The following is a 23,893-nucleotide window of genomic DNA, read 5'->3' on the forward strand; positions in this document are numbered from 1 at the left end:
CTTCGGGTGTCACGACCTCGCGGGTTTACGGCATCTTGCCATTCGGACTGCGCCATTCGAGGTGGCGACTATGTCAAAATCGCATAACGGGTGACCCCCCGAACCGCATCAGGTCGGCGCAACAACGGTCGTTGGCCGCCGGACCATCTGCGGAAATCCAGCACTTATGCCGGAGAATCTTCGGCGCATCTCACGATGTGGTCCATGTATCTACCCGCGTAGCGGCGGCTTGCGCCTGGCTGCGGGCCCGACTGCGGGCCCGGCCCCGCGCCCTTGGGGCGGACGTCAGCCTCGTGTCATCTGCGTGTGGCTCTCTGGTTGTCAGATGTGACCTTGGACCTAATGGACTCGTCGTGGGCACCGTCCGTCCGGTAAGAAGGTTCTTTACACCCCTCATCCGGGGCTCAGGGCGCGTGTGCGGCGCGCCCGTCGTGTATGTGCTCGTACGTATCAGCAATCGGGCCGTACGCGGTGCCCGCCCACCCCTCACCAGGAGTGGTCGACCCTCAAACCATGCATACCTAAGGGGTAAGACAAAGTGGCAGCGGAGATCGTCAATCCTCGCAGCGACAGCAATACGGACCAGGACGCCGGGGCCGAGCCCCTGGAGTCCTTCGATCCGGCGTTCGCGCTGCACCGCGGCGGCAAGATGGCCGTGCAGGCCACCGTGCCGGTCCGCGACAAGGACGACCTTTCCCTCGCGTACACGCCCGGCGTCGCGCGCGTGTGCACCGCGATCGCGGAGCAGCCGGAACTGGTCAACGACTACACGTGGAAGTCCAACGTGGTCGCCGTCGTGACCGACGGTACGGCCGTGCTCGGGCTCGGGGACATCGGTCCCCAGGCCTCCCTCCCCGTGATGGAGGGCAAGGCGATCCTTTTCAAGCAGTTCGGCGGCGTCGACGCGGTCCCGATCGCGCTCGACTGCACGGGTGTGGACGAGATCGTCGAGACCGTCGTCCGGCTCGCTCCGTCCTTCGGCGGCGTGAACCTGGAGGACATCTCGGCGCCCCGGTGCTTCGAGATCGAGAAGCAGCTCCAGGAGCGCCTCGACATCCCGGTCTTCCATGACGACCAGCACGGCACGGCCGTCGTGACGCTCGCGGCGCTGCGCAACGCGGCGAAGCTGAGCGGCCGGGAGATCGGCGACCTGCGGGCCGTCATCTCGGGCGCCGGCGCGGCCGGTGTGGCCATCGCCAAGATGCTGATCGGGGCCGGCGTCGGGGACGTGGCCCTCACGGACCGCAAGGGCGTCATCTCCGCCGACCGGGAGGACCTCACCCCGGTCAAGCGCGAGGTGGCCGGCTTCACCAACAAGGCGGGCATCACCGGCTCGCTGGAGGACGCCCTCGCGGGCGCCGACGTCTTCATCGGCGTCTCCGGCGGTACGGTGCCCGAGGCGGCCGTGGCCTCCATGGCCGAGGGCGCCTTCGTGTTCGCGATGGCCAACCCGAACCCCGAGGTCCACCCGGACGTCGCGCACAAGTACGCGGCGGTCGTCGCCACCGGGCGCTCGGACTTCCCGAACCAGATCAACAACGTGTTGGCGTTCCCGGGCATCTTCGCGGGCGCGCTCCAGGTGCGGGCCACCCGGATCACCGAGGGCATGAAGATCGCCGCCGCGGAGGCGCTGGCCGCCGTGGTGGGCGACGACCTCGCCGCCGACTACGTGATCCCCTCGCCGTTCGACGAGCGGGTCGCCCCGGCCGTGACCGCGGCGGTGGCCGCGGCCGCCCGCGCCGAAGGGGTCGCGCGCCTCTAGGGCACACACCTCCGGATCGACTGGCCCCGCCTGCTGAGGCGGGGCCAGTCGTGTCAGGGGCTCTCCGCGGCGCCGGCCGCGCGGTCTGCGCCGCACGGGTGCCGGTGCGCAAGAGGGCATGTGTCACAGGGGTGCCTGGTTCCCTCGGCTGATCCGCGCACCTATCGTCGGGCCCATGTTCGCTGTCTACGCCGCCCGAATCGACCGCGACCAGCCGCTCACCGGCCTTGAGTTGGGGGAGCGTCCGGCTCCCGAGGCCCGGCCCGGCTGGAGCACGATCGATGTGCGCGCCGCCTCCCTCAACCACCACGACCTCTGGTCCCTGCGCGGCGTCGGCCTCCCCGAGGACCGGCTGCCGATGATCCTCGGCTGCGACGCCGCCGGGGTCGACGCGGACGGCAACGAGGTCGTCCTGCACTCCGTCATCGGCCAGACCGGCCACGGCGTCGGCCCGGACGAGCCGCGCTCCATCCTCACGGAGCGCTACCAGGGCACCTTCGCCGAGCAGGTCGCCGTACCGACCTGGAACGTGCTGCCCAAGCCCAAGGAGCTGTCCTTCGCCGAGGCGGCCTGTCTGCCGACCGCGTGGCTCACGGCGTACCGGATGCTGTTCACCAACGCCGGGGTACGGCCCGGTGACTCGGTCCTCGTGCAGGGCGCGGGTGGCGGGGTCGCCACGGCCGCGATCGTGCTCGGCAGGGCGGCGGGGCTGCGCGTCTTCGCCACCAGCCGGGACGAGGCGAAGCGGAAGCGGGCCCTGGAGCTGGGGGCCGTGGAGGCCGTGGAGCCGGGGGCGCGGCTGCCGCAGCGGGTGGACGCCGTGATCGAGACCGTGGGCGCGGCCACCTGGTCGCACTCGGTGAAGTCCCTGCGGCCCGGCGGGACGATCGTCATCTCCGGGGCGACGAGCGGCGACCGGCCCTCGCACGCCGAGCTGACCCGGATCTTCTTCCTGGAACTGAAGGTCGTCGGCTCGACCATGGGCACCAAGGAGGAGCTGGAGGACCTGCTCTCCTTCTGCGCCACGACCGGGGTACGGCCCGTCATCGACGAGGAGCTGCCGCTGGACCGGGCCCGCGAGGGCTTCGAGCGGCTGGCGTCGGGGGAGCAGTTCGGGAAGATCGTGCTGACCAACTCCTGAGTGTGGTCGGCCGGTTGGCCGGCGGGACCGCCATGTCAACTTTGGTTGACGTGGCGGTCCTGTCAATGTAGGTTGACACCATGACCGATGCAACCGATCTCGCCGAGCGCGCCGGTGACCGTGACCCGCGGGTGGGACTGCGGGCCGTGGCCGCGTTGCGCAGGCTGCTGGAGCAGCTGGAGGCGGTGCAGGTGCGCAGTGCGCGCAATCAGGGCTGGTCGTGGCAGGAGATCGCCGCGGAACTGGGTGTCAGCAGGCAGGCCGTGCACAAGAAGTACGGGAGGCAGTGATGTTCGAACGCTTCACCAAGGACGCCCGCGAGGTCGTCGAGGGCGCGGTCGGCCACTGCGAGCGGGCGGGGGAGCGGACCGTGGGCGCCGAGCATCTGCTGCTCGCCCTTCTCGACCGCGAGAGCGGCCGTGCGCCGACCGCGCTGGCCGCGCTCGGGCTCGCGCAGCGCAAGGCCTCCGTACGGGAGGCGCTGGCCGAGGCCCGGCGGCGGGCCGGGCTGTCACGGGCCGAGACGGACGCGCTCGCGGGACTCGGGATCGACGTGTCCGAGATCGTCTCCCGGGTCGAGGAGGCGCACGGCGTGGGCGCGATGGCCGGCGGCCCTGCGGGCCGGGGCCGGTGGTCGGGCCGGCGCTCCTTCGACCGGGGCGCGAAGGGCGTCCTGGAGGGCGCCCTGCGCAGCGCCGCCGGCCGCCGTGACGGCCGTATCGGCGACGAACACATCCTGCTGTCCCTGACGATGCGTCCCGGGGTGGCGGGCGAGGTCCTGGCGGATCACGGGGTGACGTACGAGACGGTGCAGGGCGTGCTGTGACGGGCCCACCCGCCCCGCCGGACCTTCCGGCCGGGCGGGTGGGCCGTCCCGGCCGGGCGAGGCGTCCTTGGGGGGCGCCCCGGCGGCCGGGGGTGCGTCAGGGCTTCGGCTGGTGCAGCAGGGCGGCGATGCGCGCTGCCGCCGTGGACAGGTGGTGGCGGGTTTCGCGGAGTTGGTCGGTGGTGACCCCGTGGTCGCGGGCCGTGTCGCGGATGTCGTCGCGGAAGCGGTCCAGCAGGCGGTCCAGGTCGCGGGCCGGGTCTCCGGTGAAGTCCTCGTGGGACCAGGAAGGTTCGTACTCGGCCGGGAACTCCTCGGCCGGCTCGACGTAGTCGGGCGCCGGGGTGGTGGGGGGCTGGGCCGTATCCTGCGGGGTGCGGGTGAAGCCCCGCTCCTTGCCCAGCCCCTTGCTCCACTCCTTGCCGAAGTCGCCGAACTCCTTGGCCAGTTCGGTCAGGCCCTCGCGGACGCCGGTCGGCCAGTCGCCGCGCGTGAAGTGGTCCTGGACTCGGTCCTGGACATGGCGGGCGATGCGCTGCATCTCCTCCTGCGCCTGGGCCCGCGCCCGCGCCTGCGCCTCCTGGGCCTGGTGGCGGGCCCGCTGGGCCTCCTCGCGGGCCCGGCGGCTCTCGTCCTTGGCGCGGCGGGCCTGCTCCTTCCACTCCTGCTTGGCCCGGCGCATCTCCTCCTTGGCGACGCGCCAGGACTCCTTGTCGCCGCCCAGGTACTCCCCGGACGGGCCCGCCGCGCCCGTCCGCGCGCCCTGGCGGGCCTCGGTGGCGGCCGCGCGCATCTCGCGGCGCAGGTCGCCGGCCGCGCCGCGCACATCGGCCCTGATCTCGGCCGCCAGTTCCGCGACGGACTCGCGGATCTCCAGCTCCAGGTCGGCCAACTCGCCGCTTCGGTCGGCCAGTTCGGCGCGGCCCGCGTCCGTGATGGAGTAGACCTTGCGGCCACCCTCCGTGGTGTGGCGGACCAGGCCCTCGGCCTCCAGCTTGGCCAGGCGGGGGTAGACCGTGCCCGCCGAGGGGGCGTACAGCCCCTGGAAGCGCTCCTCCAGGAGCCTGATCACCTCGTAGCCGTGGCGCGGTGCCTCGTCGAGCAGCTTGAGCAGGTACAGGCGGAGGCGCCCGTGGGCGAAGACGGGGGGCATGTCAGAGCACCTTCTTGTCGGTCGTACCGTCGGCCGGGGTGCCGGAGGTGTCGGAGCCGCCGGTGGCGTCCGTCGCCTGCGCGTCCTGGCCGGAGACGGAATTCTCCCCCGGGGCGGCCGGGGAGCCCGCGGCGGGGGCGGTGCCGGGGGCCCGTGGGGGCTCGGGCTCCCACGGGGTGCTCTTCTCGTCCTCGCGCGGTGGCCGGCGCAGCAGGGCGATGGAACCGGAGACCGTGGTGGCCCGGAGCCTGCCGGTGCCCGCGCCGAGCCGGCCGGTGATCTTGTGGGCGCCCCAGTTGCCGTGCACCCGCAGTCCGTCGAAGGCGTTGGAGATCGTGCCGCTCGCGGTGTTCGCCTCCACCTCGGCGTCCGCCGGGTGCGGCAGGCGGATGGCGATCTCGCCGGAGACGCTGGTGAGGCTGACCTCCGTCGGGCCGTCCGGGTCCAGGTCGACGATCATGGATCCGCTGACCGAGTCGGCGCGGACGGAGCGGCCGGAGCCCTCGACCACCGTCAGGTCGCCCGAGACCGAGTTGAACCGCAGGTCGCCGGTGACCGCCTGGGCCTCCAGGCTGCCCGACACGGTGTCCGCGTGGACCGGGCCGGAGACGGCGACCAGGGTCGTGTCGCCGGTCACGCCCTTGACGACGGCGGGGCCGTGGATGCCGGAGACGATCGCGTCGGCGTCGACGACGCCGACCTCCACGCGCGTGTCCGCCGGGACCGCGAGGGAGACGACGGCGCTGCGCCGCCAGCCCTTGCGGTCGAGCCACTTGAGGAAGCCCTTCCAGGGCAGGTCCTCGTAGGCCACCGTCAGCCGGCCGTCCTCCTCGGTGACCACGAGGGGCGGGCCTTTGATCTCCGAGACCTCCAGGCGGGCGGAACCTTCTTCCGTGCCCACCACGTTCACTGTTCCGCTGACGATGCGGACCCGGAGATCGCTCACGCGTGAGTCGAAGGTCAGCTTCCGGGGCTCTGTCACGGACCATTCGGGCATGGGGACCTCCTCGGGCACGGCGGGGCGAAGCGCGGCGACGCACTCGCGACGCGCCATATCGCGTCTTCCCTATTCACGATATATCGCGGTCGCGGAAAGTCAAGACACCCTTTCGTGGGCCTCACGTGCTGCGGCCCCTGGCGGTCGCGGTGCGGCCGTGTCGCCGTACCGCCCCGCCAGGGGCCGCTGTCGTACCGCCGGGAAAGCGCCGGGAATCCGCCGGGAAGGGGACTACTCGTCGTCCTCGTCGTCCAGGCGGGCCAGCCAGGTCGCGAGGCGTTCCACCGGTACCTCGAAGTCGGGGTTCAGGTCGACGAACGTGCGCAGCTGCTCGGCGAGCCACTCGAAGGTGACCTCTTCCTCGCCGCGCCGCTTCTCCAGTTCTTCGATGCCTCGGTCGGTGAAGTACATGGATGCCGCTCCGTCGTTCAGTGCAGGGATAGGGCCGCTCCCGGGCGGGAAGAACCCTCAACCTGTGAGAGGTGGAAGATGCCGCTCTTCCGCCTGAGGAGCCTGGCGAGAACAGGAAAATGATAGGCAGCCGCCGGCCCCGGCGGGCGAGCGGTCCGCGCGGGGCGAGACGGGGCGAGGGGACGGGGGAACATGATGAACGCGCAGTCGCCGGAGTCGACGCGGGTAGCGCGGATCCAGCTGCCGGACGGCACGCCGGTGTGGGCCCGGATCTCCGGGGCGGAGGAGCTCGCCGCGCCGTCGGCGGGACATCCGTCGGGGGGACTGTCGTACACGGACACCGGGTTCGCCGAGCGGGTGGAGGCGAGCGTCGAGAGCCTCCAGTCGCTGATCACCGGGGTCGCGCGGTCGCTGTCCGGCCCGTTGCGGGCGGTGCGGCCGGACGAGGTGAGCGTCGAGTTCGGCATCGAGCTCACCGCGAAGGCCGGAAAGGTGGTGGGCCTGCTCGCGGACGGCGAGGCCAAGGCGGCCATCACGGTCACCCTGACCTGGCACGGGGACGGTCCGCCGGACCCGTCGTCCGCGGACGCCTCCGCCCCCCGCCCGGCCCACGGCCCCGACACCCCCGTGCCGCCGCCCCCGCGGACCCCCGGCCCGGCTTCCCGTACCGGCGCGCCCACCGGCGCTCGGGGGCACGGGGGTGCCGGGGACGGCGGCGTCGGGGGCACGGCATGACGCAGGGGTACGACGGGGGCGCACCGGACGGCTTCGATGCTGCCCGGCTTGCGCTGCGTGAACTCGTTCTCGCGGCGACGGTGCGCATTCATCACGCGGGTGCCGGGTATGCCCACGACGAGCCCGGCAGCTTCCTCGGCAGCGGATTCTTCGTCGCGCCGAACTGGGTTCTGACCTGCGCACACGTGGTTCACGCCGAGGAGGGGGGCGAGGTCGTCGTGGTGTACCGGACCAGCCCTTACGACGACCCGTGCGCCGTGCCCGGGCAGGTGGCGGCGACCCTGCCGGAGCACGCCGGCCGGCTCGTCCCCGGCAGCTGGCCCGCCCCGGATCTCGCGCTGGTCCGGCTCCGCGAGCCCGTCGGCCACGCGTGCGTGTACGTCTCGGAGCGGCCCAACCCGCACTTCGGCGGGAACAGGGTGTACTACGCGGGCTGGACGGGCGCCCGTGGCCGGCTGGAGATCCTCGACGGGTACCTCTCGGTCCAGGGGACGATCAGCGCCTGGTCGCCGGAGGAGCAGGTGCGGCTCGGGCAGAACGACCTGCCGCCCGGTGTCTCCGGCGGGCCGGTGATCGACCCCGTGCGCGGTGAGGTCGTCGGGGTCCTGAAGTCCCGCGCGGACCAGGGGGCGGGCGGCACGTCCATCGGCGTCGAGCAGCTGCGCACCCTCCACCGGAGCGACGGCCGGGGCGACGGCGCCGAGGGGAACGGCGGCCACACCCGCGGCACCTTCCCGGGCCCCGTCGACCCGGGCCCCGCCCGCCACGCGGACACCGCCCCCCACACCGACCACGCTGACCACACCGACCTCTACCAAGCCGTCTTCCACGCCCACGACCGCTACCACCGCGACCGTCAGCAGCCCTCCGAGTCGGCGGCGCCCACCTGGGCCGACATCCAGGGTGAGCTCGGCGCGCGCCCCGGGCGCGCGCTCAGTCCGCACGAGCGCGGGGAGTTGCTCGGGCGGCTGGCCGATCTGCCGCCCCCGGTCAGCACCCGCGCTCTGCTCGGCATCCTCGGATCGCTGCCCGGCTTCCGGCTGCCGTCCTTGGTGCCCGCGCCGCGCGGCTGGCGGGACGGCCTGGGCGTGCTGTACGAGCACGCGCGGCAGGACGAGGCGCGCAGGCTCGTCGTCGGCTACGCGATGCGGATCCTGCTGGCCGACCGCGACCGCACGCGCAGCGTGCTCGCCGCCGAGCGGGCCCTGTGGGAGTGGGTGTGGCACGCGTCGACGGGACTGGACAGCGGCTATCGCACCGAACTCGCCCAGCAGCGCGAGGAGTTGCTCGGGCGGGAGCGGGACGGTCGCGAACGGGCCGGTCACGAGCGGGCCGACGACGAGGCCGGCCGGGCGCCCGAGCGCCCCGCGCAGCATCCGCCCCTCGCGCCGCCCGGGCCGTCCGTGCTGCTGGTGGTGCTGTGCCGGGGCTGGGAGCCCGACCGCTGCGACTGGTCGGTCTCCGTCGCGGACGCGGACGGCGGGACGACGCTGCTGCACGAGACCCAGCGCACCGCGCTGGCCGACCTCGACGCCCGGGCGGCCGCCGCGCTCACCGAGGCCTTCCGGCAGTGCGACGAGCCCGGGCGGCCCGCGCCCCTGTACGTGGCCCTGCCCCACCGGCTCCTGGACATGCCGGTGGACGACTGGCGGCTGCGGCCGGACGGCGTCCCGGTGGGCGTCGAGCGGCCGGTGCTCGTACGCTGCTCGGACCGCGACCAGTTGCCCGACGAGGCGGCGCAGGGCCCCGGCGCGTGGCCGGCGGCGGCCTGGGAGCCGTACGACGACGAGGACGGCGAACGCCGCGACCGCTGGCGGCGGCTGCACACCCGTCAGGCGCGGGCCGAGGTGCTCGACTGCGACGACGGAGTGCGCAGGCCCGTACCGGACACCCCGGCGCTGCGCGGCCTCGCGCCGCACGACGTCCCGGTGCTCTGCCGCCTGGGCGACCAGCGCTACGCGAGCGACCCCGCCTCGCTCGGCCGGATCCTGAACGCCGGGTTCGGGGTGGCGGTCTGGCGCCGCAGGCGGTGGCAGCCCGAGTCCGTGTGCGGCGAGTTCCACCGGGGCGCCAAGACGGTCGTCGACGACGGCGTCGGGGTGGCGCTGCTGCCCGGGGTGGTGCACGGGCTGCGCCGGCAGGTCCACGCGGGGCTCACGGAGGCCTACTGGGCCCATGGAATAGCACTGTTGTACGACGATCCGCACAGCCCCCTGCCCGGAACCGGAGATCTGCTGGAGGCGCCGTGACGCAGCGCGCGCGTTCCCTCCAGTTCCTCTTACCAGGCGTCCTGAGGGTCGATAACGTGAGGCACGTTCGACGGCTGCGGTGGCGGACGAGTGACGACGAGGATTGGACATGACCGAATCCAGTGAGTGGCTCATCTACCGAGGCGCCGGAGAACCGCACGACGGGATGAGCCGGCTCCCGCCGCCACCGCCCTGGCGGGACTTCTCCGGCCGGGACGCGGACGGCGACAGCTCCCAGGACCGCAGGCTCGGCGCGCACCGGCACCTGGCCGAACTGCACCGCCCCGGCGCGGAGGAGCTGGAGATGATCAACGCGGCGCTGTACCTGCGCCGCCCGCTGCTCGTCACCGGCAGCCCCGGTGCGGGCAAGAGCACCCTGGCCCATTCGGTGGCGTACGAACTGGGGCTGGGCGAGGTGCTGCGCTGGTCCATCGTCAGCCGGACCGCGCTCCAGGACGGGCTCTACCACTACGACGCCATCGCCCGACTGCAGGACGTCCAGATCGCGGCGCAGGGGGGCCACGGCGGCGCGGCCGGCAGCCCTGGGGCCGTGGAGGCCATCGGCAGCTACATCCGGCTCGGGCCCCTCGGCACCGCCCTGCTGCCCTCGGACACGCCGCGCGTGCTGCTCATCGACGAGCTGGACAAGAGCGACATCGACCTGCCCAACGACCTGCTGAACGTGCTGGAGGAGGGCGAGTTCGAGATACCCGAGCTCCAGCGCATCGCCGACCGGCTGCCCGGCGGCGAGGCCGAGGTGCTCACCGCCGACGGCGCCAGGGTCCGGGTGCGCGACGGCCGGGTGCGCTGCCGCGCCTTCCCGTTCGTGGTCCTCACCAGCAACGGGGAGCGCGACTTCCCGGCGCCGCTGATGCGCCGGTGCATCCACCTGGAGCTGGACCGGCCCGACCACAACCGGCTCGCCACCTTCGTCCGCGCCCACCTCGGTGACGAGGCCGCACGGGCGGGCGACGACCTGATCGCCCGCTTCCTGGAGCGTTCCCGCAGCGAACTCCTCGCCGCCGACCAGCTGTTGAACGCGATCCACCTCACCGCAGCCGCCGCCCCGCCGAGCCGCGAGCGCCTCGCCGATCTGCTCATCCAGCGACTCGACCGTTCGAGGTGAGGCGCTGATGCCCGACGCAGCGGCACGCCACGGCCCGGTCCCGCCGGACCCCTCCGACCGACCCGACCCGGGCGGCGGTGGTCTCCTGGCCGAACTCGTATGCCGGTTGCGGGAGATCGGGATGGACCCCGATGCCGTGGAGCTGAGCGACGCGCTGTGGCTGGCGCGCTGGGCCGGGGCGGAGGACGAGGACGACGGTGAGGGGGCTGCCGCCGGCGGGGGCCAGGGCCCGCCGGGGACGGCAACGGAGGCGGGCGAGGCCGTGCCTGGGCCGGGCGGTGGGGGGCCGGCCGGGCCGGGTGCCGCGCGGCCCGCCCCGTGGGTGGAGCCGGAGGCGGACGTCCCTGTTCCCGACCGGCGTGTGACGCTGTACCCGTTGCCGCGGGACGGCGCCCCGAGCACCCGCGCGACCGGGCGGATCAAGGCACTGCCGATCGGCGTGCCCGCCGCCCCGGCGCTGCCCTCCCTCCTCGAACTCCAGCGCGCCCTGCGGCCGTTGCAGGCCTACCGCAGCGCCGCACCGGCGCTGCGCACCCGGTTGGACGAGACGGCCACCGCCGAACTGAGCGCCCGCGCGGGCGGCCTGATCCTGCCCGTGCACCGCGCGGTGACCCGCCGGGACGCCCGGCTCCAGCTGGTGCTCGACGCGGCGCCCTCGATGCGGGTGTGGGACCGGATGTTCGCCGAACTCCACCAGGCCTTCGCCCAGTTGGGTGCCTTCGGGGACATCCAGGTCAGCCATCTGCACGCCGGCCCGGACGGCGAGCCCGCGGTCAGCCGCAGCGCGGACCCCCACGCGGCCCCGCTGCACACCGTGGAGCGGCTGAGCGACCCCACCGGCCGCCGGATCACCCTGCTGGTCAGCGACTGCGCGGGCGAGCTCTGGCGCGCCGGCCGGGCGCACCGGCTGCTGCACCACCTCGCCCGCCTCGCCCCCGTCGCGGTGCTCCAGCCGCTCCCGCAGCGCCTGTGGAACCGCACCCTGCTGCCCGTGACGTACGGCGAACTGACCCGCGGCGACACCCTGGGCGGCACGACCCTGCGCGTGCGCACCCCCGGCGGCGCCCCCGTGGTCCCGCCGCCGGGCGTGCTGCCCGTACCCGTGCTGCCGCCCGAGCCGGTGGCCCTCGGCGCGTGGGCCCGGCTGCTGTCCGGGGCCGGCACCGGACCGGTGCCGGGCGCGGTGGGCTGGGTGCGCCCGGACCAGCCGCCCGCCCCGGAGGCGCGCCGTACGCGCAGGCCGACGTCGGTGGAGCGGATCAGCCGGTTCCGTGCCGCGGCCTCGCCGACCGCCGGCCGGCTCGCCGTCTATCTGGCGGCCGCCCCGCTGTGCCTGCCGGTGATGCAGCTGGTGCAGCGCACCATGCTGCCCGGCTCCGGCCCCTCCGAACTCGCCGAGGTACTGCTCGGCGGCCTCGTCCGGCGCGCCGAGGAGGACTACGGGCCGGACGCCGCCCAGTGGTACGAGATGGACCCCGACGTGCGCGAGGCACTGCTGTCGACGCTCGGCCGGGACGAGGCCGTTTTAGTCCTCAAGCATTGTTCCGAGTACATCGAACAGCACTTCGGCAAGGGCGGCGCCAACTTCCCGGCCCTGGCCCTCGCCCAGCTCGGCGGCGCGGCCGACGCCGAGGCGCAGACGCGTCAGCCGCGGGAGCGCGCCACGGCGCCGGCGCCCGCCTACGCGCCCCGCACCGGCTACCCCGCCGCGGAGAACGGCGACAACGGGGACGCGACGCTGGTCCCGCAGCCCTTCGCCGAGGTCGCGGCGCGGGTGCTGGAGCGCTTCATGCCGCTGCCCGAACCGTTCCGAGGCGAGACACCCGGGGAACGGCCCACGCATCCGGCGGTGGTCCGGGCCCGCACCCTGCTCGCCCGCTTCGACGCCGAGGGCATGGTGCAGGACGCGATCGACGCCGTACAACTGCTGCGCGGCGCCACCGAGCACGAGCGTCCGGCCGGGGCCGACCCCGAGCTGTGGGCCGAGTACGCCTACGCCACGCTGCGGCTGTGGGAGGTGCAGGGCGGGGCCGAGCTGCTGCGGGAGGCCGAGACGGCCGCCGAGCAGGCCGTGGCGCACCCGCACGCGCTGCGCGAGCGGGCGGCGCTCGCCAGGGTGCTGCGCGCCGCCGCCACCGACCGCAGGCGCCGCGGCGACCAGCACGGCGCCCTGGGCCTGCTGCGCCGCGCCGACCGGGAGTACGCGGTGGCCTGCGCCGCGCCCGGACTGGACCCGAAGGAGGCACTGCGGCTGACCCTGGAGCGGGTGGGCGCGCTGGAGACGCAGTGGCACCTCGGCGGCGACGACGGCGCGCTGCTCCAGGGCGCGGTCGGCATGCTGGAGGCGTTCGCCGACATCTGGCCCGACCGCCGGGACCGCCCGCCCGAACTGCCGCTCGCCCACGGCCGGTTGCTGCTCCGCCTCGCGGCCGCCACGACCGACCCGGAGCAGGCCCGCGGCTATGCCGAGCAGGCCTGCGGATCCCTGCGCGACGCGCTGGCGACCGAGGAGGCGCACGAGAGCCCGGGCGGCACCGGCCGTGCCCGGGAACGCGTCCGGGCCCGCCTCGACCTGGTCGACGCCCTGCTGACGTCGGGCGGGGACCTGGCCGAGGCCCAGGACCACGTCGAGGAGGCGCTGGCGAGCACCAGCAGCCGCAGCCTGCGCTCCCTCCTGCACGTGCGCGCCGGACGCGTCCGCATCGCCCGGTACACCGAGTCGGGGGACCTGCGCGAACTGCGCGACGCCGCCGACGCGTTCGCCCTGGCGGCCGCGGACGTGCCGCGGGACGCGGCCGGCTACTCCGACGTCCTCGCCGAGTGGGGCGAGGCGCTGCTGCGCCGCGCGGTCGCGGAGAGCGGGGCCCGCGCGTGGGAGCCGTTGTCCCAGGCGATCCGCGTGCTGCGGGACTGCCGTACGGAGACCCCCACGGGCAGCCGGCACACGGCGTACCGGCTGCTGATGCTGGGCCGCGCGCTGATCCTGCGCTACCGGCTGCGCGGTGACCGGGTCGACCTGCGGGAGGCGGAGCACCTCTTCGGCCTGGCCGCGGCGGACGCGGCCGACGCGCTGCTGGCCGCCCGCTGCCGGCTGGAGCTGGGGCAGACGCAGTACGAGGCCTACCGCAGCCTCGGCCGGCCCACCCGCCTGGACGACGCGGTGGACGCCTTCCGCTCGGCGGCCGAATCCGCGCGGGACGCCGAGGAGGAGGCCGAAACCGAGCGCCGGCGGCTGGACGCGGTGGAGCTGGGTGCGCAGGCGCACCACTGGCGGGGTATGTCCTACGAGGCGGCCGCCCGCCCCCGCGCGGCCCGCGAGGCCTACCGGGCGGCGCGCACCGAGTGGTCGAGGCTGCCCGACCCGAGCCTCGGCACGGGCGGACCGACGGCGGCGGACACGGCGGAGCGGCTGGCCGAGCTGGAATGAGCACACCGGCGGAACAACGCCGGAAAAGGAGAGGGGAACGGGGATGGGCGCACGGGACGGGACACCCCCGCCGGAGAACGACGGACCACTGCCGGACCTGCTGGCGCTGGACCTGGAGGAGCTGCGCACGGTCGAGCATCCGGTCCTGAAGGAGGTGCTGGCGGGCCTGCGGGAGCGGGCGGAGCGCCCGAGCGAGATGCTCTGGGGTTTCACCAACTGTCTCTGAACCCCGGTGACCGCCTCCGCATCCCGGTCAACCAGGAGCAGAAGAAGCCAACTTCGGCCGTCGGGGGTTTGCGCCCGGCCACTGGCCGGGAATGCGCGTCCATACGGGCGGAGAGAGCCGTGGCCCGCGCTCGAATCGCAGCCGGCGGGGCGTACGGCATGGGGGTGCTGGAGTGTCCGAAAACACCGCCGACACGCCCGTGGCCCAGCCTTCCCGCCCCTTCCGGCAGTTCATCGTCAAGGTGCACGGCCGCTGCAACCTCGCCTGCCGCTACTGCTACCTGTACGAGGGCCCCGACCACACCTGGCGCACCCGTCCGGCCGCCGCCCCCGCCGAGGTCCTGGCCCGCACCGCGGACCGCGTCGTCGAGCACGCGCGTGCCCACGCCCTGAGCACCGTCTCCCTCGTCCTGCACGGCGGAGAGCCCCTGCTGGCCGGCGTGGACACGCTCGCCCGCTTCACCGACGACGTCCGCGCCCGCGTCCCGGCCGGCTGCGCGGTGCGGGCCACCGTGCAGACCAACGCCACCCTGCTGACCCACGCGCGCATGACCGTCCTCGCCCGGCACGGCATCCGCGTCGGCATCAGCCTCGACGGCGGCCGCCCCGCGCACAACGCCCGGCGCGTCGACCACGCCGGCCGGCCCTCCTGGCCCGCCGCGGCACGCGGTGCCCGGCTGGTCGCCGAGCACTTCCCGCGGTCGTACGCCGGTGTCCTCACCGTCGTCGACCCCACGAGCGACCCGGTCGACACGTACGAGTCGCTGCTCGCGCTCGGTCCGCCCGCGCTGGATCTGCTGCTGCCGCACGGCAACTGGTCCGCGCCGCCGCCGCACTGGGGTGAGGCGCGGTACGGCGCCTGGCTGTGCCGGGTCTTCGACCGCTGGTGGTCGGCCGGGCGGCGCGAGACGCGGGTGCGGCTCTTCGAGGAGTGCCTGGCGCTGCTGCTCGGCCTGCCGGCCGCCACCGAGTCGCTCGGGCTCCAGCCCTTCGACGCCGTCGTGGTCGAGACGGACGGCTCGATCGAGCAGGTCGACTCGCTGAAGTCGGCGTACGAGGGCGCCGCCGCGACCGGACTGGACGTCTTCCGGCACGACTTCGACCGGGCGCTCGCCCACCCCGGCGTCGCCGCCCGGCAGGCCGGACCGGACGCCCTGGCCGACCGCTGCCGGGCCTGTCCGCTGCTCACGGTGTGCGGCGGCGGCCACTACGCCCACCGCTACCGGGCCGGACAGGGCTTTCGGAACCCGTCCGTGTACTGCGCGGACCTCCAGCACTTCATCCAGCACGTGGCCGGCCGGCTGGCCGGGGGGACCCGGGACACCCGCAGTACCCGCCCGGTGGTTCCGGCGTCATCCGAAGGGGGCACCCCGTGATACCTCCGGCGGTCCCGGACCGGGCACTTGCCGAGCTGAGCCGCACCGAGGGCGGCCCGGACACCCTCGCGCTGCTCGTCCGCGACCAGGACACCCGACGACTGCTCATGCTCCGTGCCGTGCTCGACGCCGCCGAGGCCGCCGACCCCGCCGTCTGCCCCGGCGCGGCGAAACGCCGGCTGCGCGAGGACTGGGCGCTGCTGACGGCGGCGGACCGGGCGGGCGACGGCGGCGCGCACTCCGCGGCGCGGGCCCGCCTCACCCATCCGCTGCTGGGACCCTGGGCCCGGCGCGTCCTGGCCGGACTGAACCCCCGCGACGGCCGCCCCACGGCACAGGACCGCACCGAACTCCTGCGGGACCTGGCCCACTTCAGCGCGGTCGCCGTGGCCGCCGCGGCCCGCGCCGGGCTGCCGTTCACCACCGACCTCACCGCCCGCGACGGCGTGCTGACCCTGCCCTCCCTCGGCGCCCTGCGCACGCACGAGCGGGACGACGTACGGATCGAAGTCCGGCACGCCGACGGCCGGCTGACCCTGCGCCGGCCGGAGGCGCCCGAGGTCACCGTGTGCCCGGAGCACCTCACCGGCGCCTGGTCCGCGACCCCCGCCTGGATTCCGGCCCACGCCCTGCCCGGCCTCGTGCCCGGCGCCGCCCCCATGCCGCTGGACGACCTCGACCCCTACCGCGTCCCGCCCCGCGAGCCCGACCAGCACGCGCTGAGCGGACCCATGGCCCCCGACGACGCCGAGCGCAAACGCTGGCTGCAGGCCTGGTCCGGCACCGCCGCCGTACTGCGCGGCGCGGGCGAGCACCGGCTCGCCGAGACGCTCGCCCTGCTGCGCTGCCTGGTCCCGCTGGAGCCGCCCCCCGGCGCCGCCGGCCGCGGCGGCTGCAGCGCGACCCGGCGCGAGGCGTTCGGCGCGCTCCTCAGCAGCACGCCCGCGAGCCCGGTGGCCTTCGCCGCGACCCTCGTGCACGAGGTGCAGCACACCAAACTCGCCGCGCTCAGCGAGCTGGTGGAACTGCACCGGGCCGGCCCCGAGGCCCGCTACTTCGCCCCCTGGCGCCCCGACCCGCGGCCGTACGACGGCCTCCTCCAGGGCGCCTACTCCCACCTGGCGATGGCGGACTTCTTCCAGCGCCGGGCGCTCGCGGACCCCGCCCGGGGGGCGGCCGCATGGGCGGAACACGCCCGCTACCACGCCATGGTCGGCGCCGCCCTGCCCGCGCTCGCCGGCTCGCCCGACCTGACACCGGCCGGCCGGCGCTTCGTCGACGCCATGGCCGCCGTCCACGAACGGCTCGCCGCGCGCCCGGCACCCCGGGGGTACACCGCACGCGCCCAGGCGTACGTCAAGGCCGTACGGAACCTGTGGCGGCAGCGGCAGCCTCCGGCGCCTCCGTTCACGAATCGGTGAAAGGCCGATCGGCAAAATACAGACTTCCCGCCCCGCACTGCGGGAAGATCGTCGGGCCCAGGCACGGCGCTGCCGCAGTCGCCGGACTCCCCAGAGCCGCGCCGAGGTTCTACGATTTCAGGTACTACGCGCTGGAGGCCGCCGCATGTCTGAAGCTCGTACGCCGGTCCGGTCGACCGGGAAGGGGGTCGCGAGGCAGACCGTCGCGATCAGCTTCGCCGGGTTCAACCGGCCCTGGGCGGCGTGGATCGGGGACAGGCTGGAGCGGCGCGGTCTGCGCGTGGTGTACCTGCGCTGGGACGCCCCGCCGGACCAGTCCCTCACCGGCCTGCTGCGCGACCTCACGCTGGCCGGCGGCCGCACCCTGATCCTGGTCAGCGAGTGGTACTTCCAGCTGGGCCCGCGCACCCACGAGGAGTGGAACGAGGCCCTGCGCGAGGTCGTCGCGCCCGATCCGGACCGGTTCGCCGCGGTGTCCGTCACCAACACCACCGTGCCCTCCGCCACCGCCGTCCTCGCCCCGGTCGACCTGACCAACATGGGCGCGGAGGAGGCCGAACGGCGGCTGCTGGACCGGCTGGACGTGCCGCTCGACACCCAGGTCACCGGCGACGTCACCCGCCCGGCCCCGCGCTTTCCCGCCTCGATGCCCGACGTCTGGGGCGGTGTGCCGCGCCGCAACACCCGATTCACCGGCCGCGAGCCGCTCCTGAACGACGCCTACCACCTGCTGCAGGGCAGCGAGCCCGGCGCCGGCGTCCTCACGCTGCACGGCATGTCCGGAGTGGGCAAGACCCAGCTGGCCGTCGAGTACGCGTACCGCTTCGGCTCCGAGTACGACGTCGTGTGGTGGGTCGGCTCCGAGAAACGGGTCAGCTACCGCCGCCTCCTCGCCGAACTCGCCCCCCAGCTGGGCCTGTCCACCGGCCCCGAGTACGGCGAACGGCTGCGCGCCGTCCGTGACTCCCTGCGCCGCGGCGAGCCGTACTCCCGCTGGCTGCTCATCCTCGACGGCGCCGACGAGCCCGAGCAGATCTGGGACCTGGTCCCGTCCGGCCCCGGCCACGTGATCATCACCTCCCGCAACCCCGAGTGGAGCGAGCACAACAGCAAGCTCCTCGAAGTCCCCGTCTACGCCCGCGACGAGTCCGTCGCCTTCATCCGGCGCCGCGCGCCCCGGCTGACCGAGACGGACGCCGACCAGCTGGCGGAGGCCCTGGAGGACCTGCCGCTGCTGCTCGACCAGACGGCGGGCTGGCTCAACGACTCCGACCTGTCCGTCGAGGAGTACATCGGCCTGCTGGAGGGCGGCATCGACCAGGACGTGGTCAAGGTGTCCGCGGACTTCCCGCTCGCCTTCCAGACCGCGTGGTCGATACTGCTGAACAAACTCCGCGAGACCGTCCCCGAGTCCGTCGACCTCCTGAGGCTGTGCACCTTCTTCGCCCCCGGGTTCATCCCCGTCCGGCTGCTGAAGGAGATGTCCCACGACGACCTGCCCGAACAGCTCGCGGGTCTCCTCGACGACCCCCTGCTGTGGAACAAGGCGGTCAACCAGCTCCGCCAGTACTCGGTCGTCCGCCTGGAGTCCCACGAGGGGGCCCTGGACGAGACGGCCGCCACGGGCGAGTCGGTCTACCTGCACCGCATGGTCCACCAGATCGTGCACAAGGACATGCCCGAGTCGGACCGGAGCGAGTTCATCGACGTGGTCCGCCGCGCCCTGGCCGAGGCCGACCCCGGCCGCCCCACGGACACCCGCAACTGGGACGCGTACGCGGAGATCGTGCCGCACCTGAAGTACGCCGACGTCCTGCAGAGCAAGGACCGCAAGGTCCAGACGATGGTGCTGAACTGCCTGCGCTACATGTATTTCGCGGGCGAGTACACCGCCGGCGTCAACCTCGGCGCCCGCGCCCTGCGCGCCTGGCGCCGGCTGCTCGGCGAGGCCCACCCCCGGGTCTGGGAGGTCACCTACCACTACGCGAACCTGCTGCGCTCGGCCGGGCGGTTCCAGGAGACGGAGGCCCTGGAGCGGGCGGCGGTGGAGCACCTGCGCGAGGAGAAGGGCGCGAACGACCTGGACCATCTGCGCATGGCCGGCGGACTCGCCGCCGACCTGCGCGAACTCGGCCGCTACGACGAGGCGCTGGAGATGTCCGAGTGGCTCTACGCGGCCTACCGCGAGCTGCTCGGGGACCAGGACTCGCGCACCCTCAACGCCCTGAACAACATCGGCTACACCGTGCGGCTGATGGGCCGCTACGAGGAGGCGCGGGGCATCGACCAGCGCACGCTGGAGGCCCGGCGCCTGCTGCTGAAGGGCCGCCATCCGTGGACGCTCTTCTCCGAGGTGTCGTACGCGATCGACCTGCGGCTGCTGGGCCGCTACGCCGAGGCGGAGTCCGCCCAGGCGAAGAACGTGCGCGAGTACCGGATGGTCATGGGCCGGGACAACCAGGACACCCTGCGCGCCGAGCACAACCTGGCCATGTGCCAGCTGCGCGGCGGCGACCGGGCCTCGGCGGGCACGCTCCTCACGCGCGTGCTCGAAGGCTACGAGCGCAAGCTGGGCGACACCCACGTGCTGACCCTGGCCGCGGCCGTCAGCCAGAGCTGCTTCGCCCGCGAGCACGGCGACATCGACCAGGCCCGCGAGGCCAGCGAGTCGGTCATCGCCCGCTACGAGATGCTGCTGCCCGAAGGCCACCCCTTCGTCATCGGCGCCCGCGCCAACCACGCCCTGATCCTGCGCAGCGTCGGCGAACGGGAGCACGCGTACGCGGTCGCCGAGGAAGCACTGGCCGGGCTGACCGCGGCGCTCGGCGAGGGCCACCCGCACACCCTCGGCTGCGCCATCAACGCCTCGGCGCTGCGCAACCTCGTCGGGGACGCGGAGGCCGCCGCCGACCTCAGCCGGGCCACGATCGCCCGGGCGACCGAGACCCTGGGCCGCACCCACCCGCTCACCCTCTCCGCCCGCGTCGCCCACGCGGCCGACCTGCGCGCCCTGCGGGACCGTCAGCAGGCCGAGAAGGTCGAGCAGGAGGCGCTCTCGGACCTCGCGGCCACCCTGGGCGCCCAGCACACCCACACCATCTCGGCCCGCTCCCGCAACCGTCCGTACTGGGACTTCGAACCGCAGGCGAGCTGAGCGTCCGGCAACGCGAAGGGCCCGGTACCGAGTACGAACTCGGTACCGGGCCCTTGTCCCAAGGCCTACGCCTCGAAGACCTCACGCACCAGCTGCTCCTGCTCCGCCTGGTGGCGCTTGGCCGAGCCGACCGCCGGGGAGGAGGAGTGCGGACGCGAGATGCGGCGCAGGCGCTCGCCGTGCGGGACGTCCGCGCCGACCGCCAGGTCCAGGTGGTCGATCAGGTTGAGCGCGATGAACGGCCAGGCACCCTGGTTCGCCGGCTCCTCCTGGGCCCACAGGTACTTCTCGGCGTTCGGGTACTTGTTGACCTCCGCCTGGAGCTCGGCACCCGGCAGCGGGTACAGGCGCTCGATGCGGATGATCGCCGTGTCGGTGATGCCGCGCTTCTGACGCTCGGCCTCCAGGTCGTAGTACAGCTTGCCGGCCACGAACACGACCTTGCGGACCGCGGCCGGGTCCACCGAGGCGTCGCCGATGACGGGGCGGAACTGACCCGACGTGAACTCCTCCGTCTTCGACGCGGCGGCCTTCAGGCGCAGCATCGACTTCGGGGTGAAGACCACCAGCGGCTTGTGGTGCGGGTTGTGCACCTGCCAGCGCAGGAGGTGGAAGTAGTTCGACGGCAGGGTCGGCATGGCGACCGTCATGTTGTTCTGCGCGCAGAGCTGGAGGAACCGCTCGACACGGGCCGAGGAGTGGTCCGGGCCCTGGCCCTCGTAGCCGTGGGGGAGGAGCAGCGTGACACCGCTCGTCTGGCCCCACTTCTGCTCCGCCGCCGAGATGTACTCGTCGACCACCGTCTGCGCGCCGTTGACGAAGTCGCCGAACTGCGCCTCCCACATCACGAGCGCGTCGGGGCGGGCCAGCGAGTAGCCGTACTCGAAGCCCATGACCGCGTACTCGGACAGCAGGGAGTTGTAGACGTTGTAGCGCGCCTGCTCCTCGGCGAGGTACATCAGCGGCGTGAACTCCTCGCCCGACTCGCGGTCGATGAGGACCGCGTGCCGCTGGCCGAAGGTGCCGCGCTGGGAGTCCTGGCCGGACAGCCGGACCGGGGTGCCCTCAAGGAGCAGGGAGCCGACCGCGAGGGTCTCGCCCATGCCCCAGTCGATCGTGCCGTCCTCGACCATCGTCGCCCGGCGCTGCAGCTGCGGCAGCAGACGCGGGTGGACGTGGAAGGAGTCCGGGATGTTGACCTGGGACTCGGCGATGCGCTTGACGACCTCCGAGGAGATCGCGGTACTCACGGCGACCGGGAAGTCCGCCTGCGGGTCCGGCGCCGGTTCGGCGCCCTGCTGGGCGGTGACGGCCTCGCGGACCTCGGTGAAGACCTTCTCCAGCTGGCCCTGGTAGTCCTGCAGCGCCTGCTCGGCCTCTTCCAGCGTGATGTCGCCGCGACCGATGAGGGACTCGGTGTAGAGCTTGCGCACCGAGCGCTTCTTGTCGATCAGGTCGTACATCAGCGGCTGGGTGAAGGCCGGGTTGTCCGACTCGTTGTGACCGCGGCGGCGGTAGCAGATGAGGTCGATCACGACGTCCTTGTTGAACGCCTGGCGGAACTCGAAGGCCAGGCGGGCAACGCGGACGACGGCCTCGGGGTCGTCGCCGTTCACGTGGAAGATCGGGGCCTCGATCATGCGGGCCACGTCCGTCGCGTACATGGAGGAACGCGAGGACTCGGGGGCCGCGGTGAAGCCGACCTGGTTGTTGATGACGATGTGGACCGTGCCGCCGGTGCGGTAGCCGCGCAGCTGCGACATGTTCAGGGTCTCGGCCACCACGCCCTGGCCCGCGAAGGCCGCGTCGCCGTGCAGCGCGACCGGCAGGACCGTGAAGTCCGTGCCGCCCTTGTTGATGATGTCCTGCTTGGCGCGGGCGATGCCCTCGATGACCGGGTCGACCGTCTCCAGGTGGGACGGGTTGGCGGCCAGCGAGACCGTGATCTGCTCGCCGTCCAGGCCGGTGAAGGTGCCCTGGGCGCCCAGGTGGTACTTCACGTCGCCGGAGCCGTGCATCGACTTCGGGTCGAGGTTGCCCTCGAACTCGCGGAAGATCTGCGCGTACGACTTGCCGACGATGTTCGCGAGCACGTTCAGCCGGCCGCGGTGGGCCATGCCGATGACGACCTCGTCCAGCCGGGACTCGGCCGCGGAGTCGATCACCGCGTCGAGCAGCGGGATGACGGACTCGCCGCCCTCCAGCGAGAAGCGCTTCTGGCCGACGTACTTGGTCTGCAGGAACGTCTCGAAGGCCTCGGCGGCGTTCAGGCGGCGCAGGATCCGCAGCTGCTCCTCGCGCTCCATCTTGGAGTGCGGGCGCTCCACGCGGTCCTGGATCCACTTGCGCTGCTTGGGGTCCTGGATGTGCATGAACTCGATGCCGATGGTGCGGCAGTACGAGTCGCGCAGCACACCGAGGATGTCGCGCAGCTTCATCAGGGACTTGCCGGAGAAGCCGCCGACCGCGAACTCGCGCTCCAGGTCCCACAGGGTGAGGCCGTGCTCGGTGATGTCCAGGTCGGGGTGCTTGCGCTGCTTGTACTCCAGCGGGTCGGTGTCGGCCATGACGTGGCCGCGGACCCGGTAGGAGTGGATCAGCTCGAAGACGCGGGCGGCCTTGGTGACGTCGTCGTCGTGGGACGCGTCGATGTCCCGGAGCCAGCGGACCGGCTCGTAGGGGATGCGCAGGGCCTCGAAGATGTCGTCGTAGAAGCCGTTCTCGCCGAGGAGGAGGTTCGCGACGGCGCGCAGGAACTCGCCGGAGGCGGCGCCCTGGATCACCCGGTGGTCGTAGGTCGACGTGAGCGTCATGACCTTCGAGATGCCGAGCTTGTTCAGGGTGTCCTGGCTGGTGCCCTGGAACTCCGCGGGGTAGTCCATGGAGCCGACGCCCATGATGACCGACTGGCCGGGCATCAGGCGCGGGACCGAGTGGACGGTGCCGAGGCCGCCGGGGTTGGTCAGGGAGACCGTGACACCGGTGAAGTCGTCCATCGTCAGCTTGCCGTCACGGGCGCGGCGGACGATGTCCTCGTAGGCCTGCCAGAACTCGAAGAAGTTCAGCGTCTCGGCCTTCTTGATGGCGGCCACGACGAGCTGGCGGTCGCCGTTGGGCTTCACCAGGTCGATGGCCAGGCCGAGGTTGACGTGGGCCGGCTTGATGAGGGTCGGCTTGCCGTCCTTCTCGCCGAACGCGTGGTTCATCGCCGGCATGGCCTTGATGGCCTGCACCATCGCGTAGCCGATCAGGTGCGTGAAGGAGATCTTCCCGCCCCGGGCGCGCTTGAGGTGGTTGTTGATGACGATGCGGTTGTCGAACAGCAGCTTCACCGGGACCGCGCGGACCGAGGTGGCCGTCGGCAGCTCCAGAGAGGCGTTCATGTTCTTGGCGACCGCGGCGGCCGGACCGCGCAGCGTGACCAGCTCGGGGCCCTCGGGGGCCGCGGCGGCCGGGGCCGCCTTGGCGGCGGCCGGCTTCGGCTGGGCGGGCGCCTGTGCGGGCTGCGCCGGCTTGGCCGGTGCCGGGGCCTGCGCCGCGGGAGCCGGTGCCGGGGCGGGGGCCGCGGCGGGCTTCGGGGCGGCGGGAGCCGGCGCGGCGGCGGCCTGGGGGGCCGGGGCCGCGGGCTGGGCCTGCGGGGCCGTGGAGGTGGTCCCTGCGGCCCCCGCGGCCGCAGTACCCGCCGCAGCCGGGGTGACAGGTGCACCCGGCTTGTAATCGGCGAAGAAGTCCCACCAGGCGCGGTCTACCGAATTCGGGTCCTGGAGGTACTGCTGATAGATCTCGTCGACGAGCCACTCGTTCGGACCGAAGGCAGCTGCGGGGTTCTTCCCGGCTTGGTCGTCGGTGGAGACGCTCGGGTTACTGGGGGACTGTGGCGACACGGCGGC

Annotated in this window: 16 protein-coding genes; 12 read left to right on the forward strand and 4 right to left on the reverse strand. The window is 73.5% G+C overall.

Going from position 1 to position 23,893, the window contains the following annotated elements:
* Positions 1-538: 538 nt before the first annotated feature.
* The 4 genes from ACFC8N_RS19320 (at position 539) to ACFC8N_RS19335 (ending at position 3,729) form a co-directional block, all read left to right on the forward strand.
* Entirely contained in the window at positions 539-1,762 is a 1,224-nt protein-coding gene (locus ACFC8N_RS19320; protein WP_356028886.1) for an NADP-dependent malic enzyme, read from the forward strand.
* Positions 1,763-1,937: 175 nt separating this feature from the next.
* On the forward strand, positions 1,938-2,903 hold the full coding sequence (locus ACFC8N_RS19325) for a zinc-binding dehydrogenase (protein ID WP_356028883.1): 966 nt from the start codon (positions 1,938-1,940) through the stop codon (positions 2,901-2,903).
* An 80-nt stretch (positions 2,904-2,983) separates the two neighbouring features.
* Entirely contained in the window at positions 2,984-3,193 is a 210-nt protein-coding gene (locus ACFC8N_RS19330) for a helix-turn-helix domain-containing protein (RefSeq protein ID WP_037851906.1), read from the forward strand.
* On the forward strand, positions 3,193-3,729 hold the full coding sequence (locus ACFC8N_RS19335; protein WP_376288866.1) for a Clp protease N-terminal domain-containing protein: 537 nt from the start codon (positions 3,193-3,195) through the stop codon (positions 3,727-3,729). Before ACFC8N_RS19330 ends, ACFC8N_RS19335 begins: the two co-directional genes overlap by 1 nt.
* Before the next feature lie 97 nt (positions 3,730-3,826).
* Here ACFC8N_RS19335 and ACFC8N_RS19340 read toward each other — a convergent pair whose 3' ends face one another.
* From ACFC8N_RS19340 to ACFC8N_RS19350, 3 genes are all read right to left on the reverse strand, one after another.
* A complete protein-coding gene (locus tag ACFC8N_RS19340) occupies positions 3,827-4,882 on the reverse strand; it encodes a helix-turn-helix transcriptional regulator (protein ID WP_376288867.1) in 1,056 nt (351 codons plus the stop codon).
* Between the two features lies 1 nt (position 4,883).
* Positions 4,884-5,879, reverse strand: a complete 996-nt coding sequence (locus ACFC8N_RS19345) for a DUF4097 family beta strand repeat-containing protein (RefSeq protein WP_356028875.1) — start codon at positions 5,877-5,879, stop codon at positions 4,884-4,886.
* A 231-nt stretch (positions 5,880-6,110) separates the two neighbouring features.
* Positions 6,111-6,290 (reverse strand): DUF6104 family protein, encoded by a 180-nt coding sequence (locus ACFC8N_RS19350; RefSeq protein WP_003992906.1) that lies wholly within the window; start codon positions 6,288-6,290, stop codon positions 6,111-6,113.
* A 195-nt stretch (positions 6,291-6,485) separates the two neighbouring features.
* On the opposite strand from ACFC8N_RS19350, the gene ACFC8N_RS19355 reads away from it, so the two are divergent.
* The 8 genes from ACFC8N_RS19355 (at position 6,486) to fxsT (ending at position 20,003) form a co-directional block, all read left to right on the forward strand.
* Complete coding sequence (locus ACFC8N_RS19355) at positions 6,486-7,025, forward strand: CU044_2847 family protein (RefSeq protein WP_356027879.1); 540 nt, start codon at positions 6,486-6,488, stop codon at positions 7,023-7,025.
* A complete protein-coding gene (locus ACFC8N_RS19360) occupies positions 7,022-9,274 on the forward strand; it encodes a trypsin-like peptidase domain-containing protein (RefSeq protein WP_376288868.1) in 2,253 nt (750 codons plus the stop codon). Before ACFC8N_RS19355 ends, ACFC8N_RS19360 begins: the two co-directional genes overlap by 4 nt.
* Before the next feature lie 109 nt (positions 9,275-9,383).
* Complete coding sequence (locus ACFC8N_RS19365; RefSeq protein ID WP_356027629.1) at positions 9,384-10,400, forward strand: MoxR family ATPase; 1,017 nt, start codon at positions 9,384-9,386, stop codon at positions 10,398-10,400.
* A 7-nt stretch (positions 10,401-10,407) separates the two neighbouring features.
* Positions 10,408-13,827: an SAV_2336 N-terminal domain-related protein gene (locus tag ACFC8N_RS19370; RefSeq protein WP_376288869.1), complete on the forward strand. Its 3,420-nt coding sequence runs from the start codon at positions 10,408-10,410 to the stop codon at positions 13,825-13,827.
* 43 nt (positions 13,828-13,870) lie between these two features.
* Positions 13,871-14,053 carry an FxSxx-COOH cyclophane-containing RiPP peptide gene (fxsA, locus tag ACFC8N_RS19375; RefSeq protein WP_356027634.1) on the forward strand — a complete coding sequence of 61 codons (183 nt, stop codon included), beginning with the start codon at positions 13,871-13,873 and terminating at the stop codon, positions 14,051-14,053.
* Between the two features lie 172 nt (positions 14,054-14,225).
* Positions 14,226-15,428, forward strand: a complete 1,203-nt coding sequence (locus ACFC8N_RS19380; RefSeq protein ID WP_376288870.1) for an FxsB family cyclophane-forming radical SAM/SPASM peptide maturase — start codon at positions 14,226-14,228, stop codon at positions 15,426-15,428.
* Entirely contained in the window at positions 15,428-16,849 is a 1,422-nt protein-coding gene (locus ACFC8N_RS19385; protein WP_356027881.1) for an HEXXH motif-containing putative peptide modification protein, read from the forward strand. The genes ACFC8N_RS19380 and ACFC8N_RS19385 overlap by 1 nt, the downstream gene beginning before the upstream one ends.
* Before the next feature lie 145 nt (positions 16,850-16,994).
* Positions 16,995-20,003, forward strand: coding sequence for an FxSxx-COOH system tetratricopeptide repeat protein (fxsT, locus tag ACFC8N_RS19390; protein ID WP_362818620.1), 3,009 nt, complete (start codon positions 16,995-16,997; stop codon positions 20,001-20,003).
* Positions 20,004-20,068: 65 nt separating this feature from the next.
* On the opposite strand, the gene ACFC8N_RS19395 is transcribed toward fxsT, so the two are convergent.
* Positions 20,069-23,887: a multifunctional oxoglutarate decarboxylase/oxoglutarate dehydrogenase thiamine pyrophosphate-binding subunit/dihydrolipoyllysine-residue succinyltransferase subunit gene (locus tag ACFC8N_RS19395; RefSeq protein ID WP_376288871.1), complete on the reverse strand. Its 3,819-nt coding sequence runs from the start codon at positions 23,885-23,887 to the stop codon at positions 20,069-20,071.
* Positions 23,888-23,893 lie beyond the last annotated feature (6 nt).

The organism is Streptomyces sp. NPDC055966 (assembly GCF_042269865.1).
Classification (GTDB): domain Bacteria; phylum Actinomycetota; class Actinomycetes; order Streptomycetales; family Streptomycetaceae; genus Streptomyces.